Annotated in this window: 3 protein-coding genes; all 3 read right to left on the reverse strand. The window is 73.0% G+C overall.

Annotation, left to right across the window (positions count from 1 at the left end; genetic code table 11):
• Positions 1-134 precede the first annotated feature (134 nt).
• Positions 135-539, reverse strand: a complete 405-nt coding sequence (locus ACFWWQ_RS25545; RefSeq protein WP_384600635.1) for a hypothetical protein — start codon at positions 537-539, stop codon at positions 135-137.
• A gap of 105 nt (positions 540-644) precedes the next feature.
• Entirely contained in the window at positions 645-2,405 is a 1,761-nt protein-coding gene (locus ACFWWQ_RS25550; protein WP_384600497.1) for a relaxase/mobilization nuclease domain-containing protein, read from the reverse strand.
• Entirely contained in the window at positions 2,405-2,989 is a 585-nt protein-coding gene (locus ACFWWQ_RS25555; RefSeq protein ID WP_384600500.1) for a plasmid mobilization protein, read from the reverse strand. Before ACFWWQ_RS25555 ends, ACFWWQ_RS25550 begins: the two co-directional genes overlap by 1 nt.
• Positions 2,990-3,042 lie beyond the last annotated feature (53 nt).

A 3,042-nucleotide genomic window follows, 5' to 3' on the forward strand; every position in this document is an offset into this window, starting at 1 on the left:
CCCCGCGCCCCGGTGCTCGTCATCGCTGCTCCGCGGGGGGCCGCCCGACCGCCCCCCCCGGCCGCACCCCCCCCCCCGGGCGGGGGCCCCCCGCCTTGCCGCCCCCCCCCCCTCGGCGCTTGCACATCGCTCGCTCAGTCGAGGTAGATGCCAGCGAAGGCCCCGTCGAAGCCGAGCGCGGCGAGGCCCTGTTCGACGCTGAGGTAGATCGTTCCGTCCGGGATGGTGCCCAGGGCGTCGAAGTCGGCTCGGGTGATCTCGGGTTCGAGCCACTGGTTGCTGCACCGGCAGACGATCCAGACGTTGCGGCCGTGGTTGATGAGCAGCCAGTCGCGTCGGGCGCGGCAGGCCGAGCACATCGCGGGGATTCCGCGGAGGGCCAGCTCGGGCGGGTGGCTGAGGCAGCGCGTCGCGTCGGGGCTGCTGGGCGGCTGCGTCTCGTATTCGAGGTGCAGCAGAGGGTCGGTGGCGACGGGGACGACGGGCGAGGCGGGGGCCGGCGCTGCGGGGCGGGCGGTGGTTCTGGGCACGAGCGTCATCTCCCGGTGGGGGCTTTCTGTTTCCATCCGTAACAGCCGGTGGAATTGGTTGTCCAGGGTTTTCTCGGAGCGCGGCAGGGCGGTGGCCGGTCTGCCGCGCCCTGATCAGCGGCGCGGTGAGCGCCAGCGTGGGTCGGAGGTGGTGGGGCGGGTTGTTGCCGTTGGTGCCGTCCGGTTGTGGTTGACCGAGGTCTTGGGCTGGCTGGCGCCGGGTTTCGGGCGGCGGGGCGGTTCGACCGGGTGTGCGGGGAGGTGGGCGAGGCGTCGTAGACGCCAGATGAGGACGTCGTGTACGTCCTCGGCGGTGTCGAGTTCGCGCATGTTGATGGCCTTCTGGAGGAGGGTCTTGGGGTCGTGGCCTGCTTGCTGGGCCTGGGCGAGGGTGGCGGTCAGGGCGTCGGTCTTCGTCGAGCGGTCCGTTCGTGGCTGCTCCTCCCCCAAGGCCGTACGGATGGTGGCCTCGTAGGTTCGGCGTTCGGCTTCGGGCAGGGCGCGGCCTTGATCGCGCAGGGTCCGCATCGATGTGGCGGCGGCTTGGCGGTAGGCGGCTCGTAGGTGCTCGGCGGTTTGTCGGGAGGCGTGGGCCTGCTGGGCGTGGCCGCGGGCGGCGTGCCAGCGGGCGGCGGCCAGGGCGACGAGGACCAGGGTGGAGGTGAGCATGGCGGTGGTGCCGCCGTCTTCGCCGCGGCCGAGGGCGCTGCCGGCCTGGATGATGGTCCGGGCCGCCGAGCGGAGTGCCCGGGTGTCGGCGCGTTCCGCTCGGACGTGGCTGCGGGTGGCGCGTTCGAAGGCGCGGGCGGCGGCGCCCAGTTCGGCGCGGGTGGCGGCTGGGGAGGTCTGGGCGACCGCGTCCAGGAGTTCTCCGACGCCGATGAGCTGGGCGGCGGCCTCGTCTTCGTCGTTGTCGAGCAGGAGAGCGGCACGCTCGGCGATGCCGGTGGCGCTCCGTCGTTCTCGGGCCGGCGGGGACCAGTCTGCCCTGTCGTCGGCGGCTGGCGGCGTTGTGGGCTCGGCGGTACCGTCGGCCAGCCGGAGGCGGATCTTCGGGAGGGACAGGTCGGGGGCGAGCTTGGAGCCGGGGTACCAGACCGGTTCGCCGTTGCGGTTGCGGTCGCCGGGCAGTGCGACGTTGTAGCCGAGGGCGTCGCCGGACGGGGCGTGGCGCACCTTGATGCGAAGGCCGGCCTCGCGGATCCGGGTGAAGAACTCCTTCTCGTTGTCCGCTCCCGCGACAGCTTGTCGGACGGCTTCGCGGAGCGTCTCGCGGGAGGTCTCGGGGCGGCCGGTCCGTTCGGCCTTGAACTTCTCCGCGCTGGTGGGATTCTTCGCCGCGGTGCCGTCACCGGCGTTGAGGCGACGTAGGCCCCTCTCTTCCTCTATGCGTCGGCAGATCGCCTGGGCCTTGTTGAAGTCGTAGTTGAGGCGGGGATTGCGCAGGTCGCCTCGGACCAGGGTGGCGACGATGTGGATGTGGTCTTCTGCGTGGCGGACGGCGATCCACCGGCAGCCGTCAGGATCACCGTCGGGGGCGATGCCGGTGGCGTGGAGGATGCGCTGGGCGACGGTGTTCCACTCCTCGTCGGAGAGCCGACGGTCGCCGGGGGCGGTGCGGACCGAGCAGTGCCAGACGTGCTTGGCGGGCGCACGGTCACCGGTCTGCTTGACCCGGAGGTCGAGGGCGGCGGTGAGGCGGGCCAGGGTGACCTTCGGGTCGGCGGCGGGGCTGGTGTCGCGCCCGGGATCGGGGGCGAAGCCGTCCCAGGAGCCAACGAGGTGTGCGTCGGTGTGCTCCTCGCGCTTGCCGGGGCCGTAGAGGTAGACGAGGAGGCCGTGGGTGCGGGACCCGCGGCCGATGTCGGGAACCATCACAGCCGCCTGGTCACCAGGTTGTTCGCCGCGTCGTCGAGGCGGCCGAGGGACTGGGTCAGAACACTGAGGGCGTGGTCGAGTTCGCCGGGTCGGGGCTGTCCTCCGGCGTTGTGGACGTAGGCGATCTGGTTGATGTTGTTGCCGATCCGGGCCAGCGCGGTGCGCAGGGCGGCGAGTTCGTCGATGGCCGTGTCGAGTCGTTCGTTGGAGTGCAGGACGGTTGTACCGCGGGCGGCGGCGAGGCCGGCGGTGGCGAGGAATCGGGCGACGGTGACGCCGCGCAGCTTGGCGGCGGCGGTGATCTCGGCTTTCTCGGTGTCGGAGAGGCGGGTGGTCGTCTTGCGGGTGCGCTGGCTCGGGTTGCGGCTGCGGCGGCGCGGTGTGCGGTCGGGGAAGGCGGGCGTGCTCGGGCTCGGCTGCTCGCGATCGTCGTTGTCGTCGGCTTCTCCCCCGGTGACCGGCGCCCCCTGGTGCCGGTTGCCCGGTTGGTTCCCGTGCGCCCTCGCTCGGGGACCAACCGGGCTTCCCCCCCCCCCCCCGGCGGGGGCCCCTGGGGCGGCCGCGCCGGAGGGGACCCGCACGCGCGAGATATGATCCCCCGCGCGCCCCCGGGGGGGGGGGAGGGGGGCGCCGC

The sequence above is a fragment of the Streptomyces sp. NPDC059080 genome (assembly GCF_042739975.1).
In the GTDB taxonomy this organism is placed as follows: domain Bacteria; phylum Actinomycetota; class Actinomycetes; order Streptomycetales; family Streptomycetaceae; genus Streptomyces; species Streptomyces benahoarensis.

Coding starts and splice junctions, on each gene's coding strand:
- ACFWWQ_RS25545 (WP_384600635.1), bottom strand. CDS start 539: ATGACGCTCGTGCCCAGAACCACCGCCCGCCCCGCAGCGCCGGCCCCC.
- ACFWWQ_RS25550 (WP_384600497.1), bottom strand. CDS start 2,405: ATGGTTCCCGACATCGGCCGCGGGTCCCGCACCCACGGCCTCCTCGTC.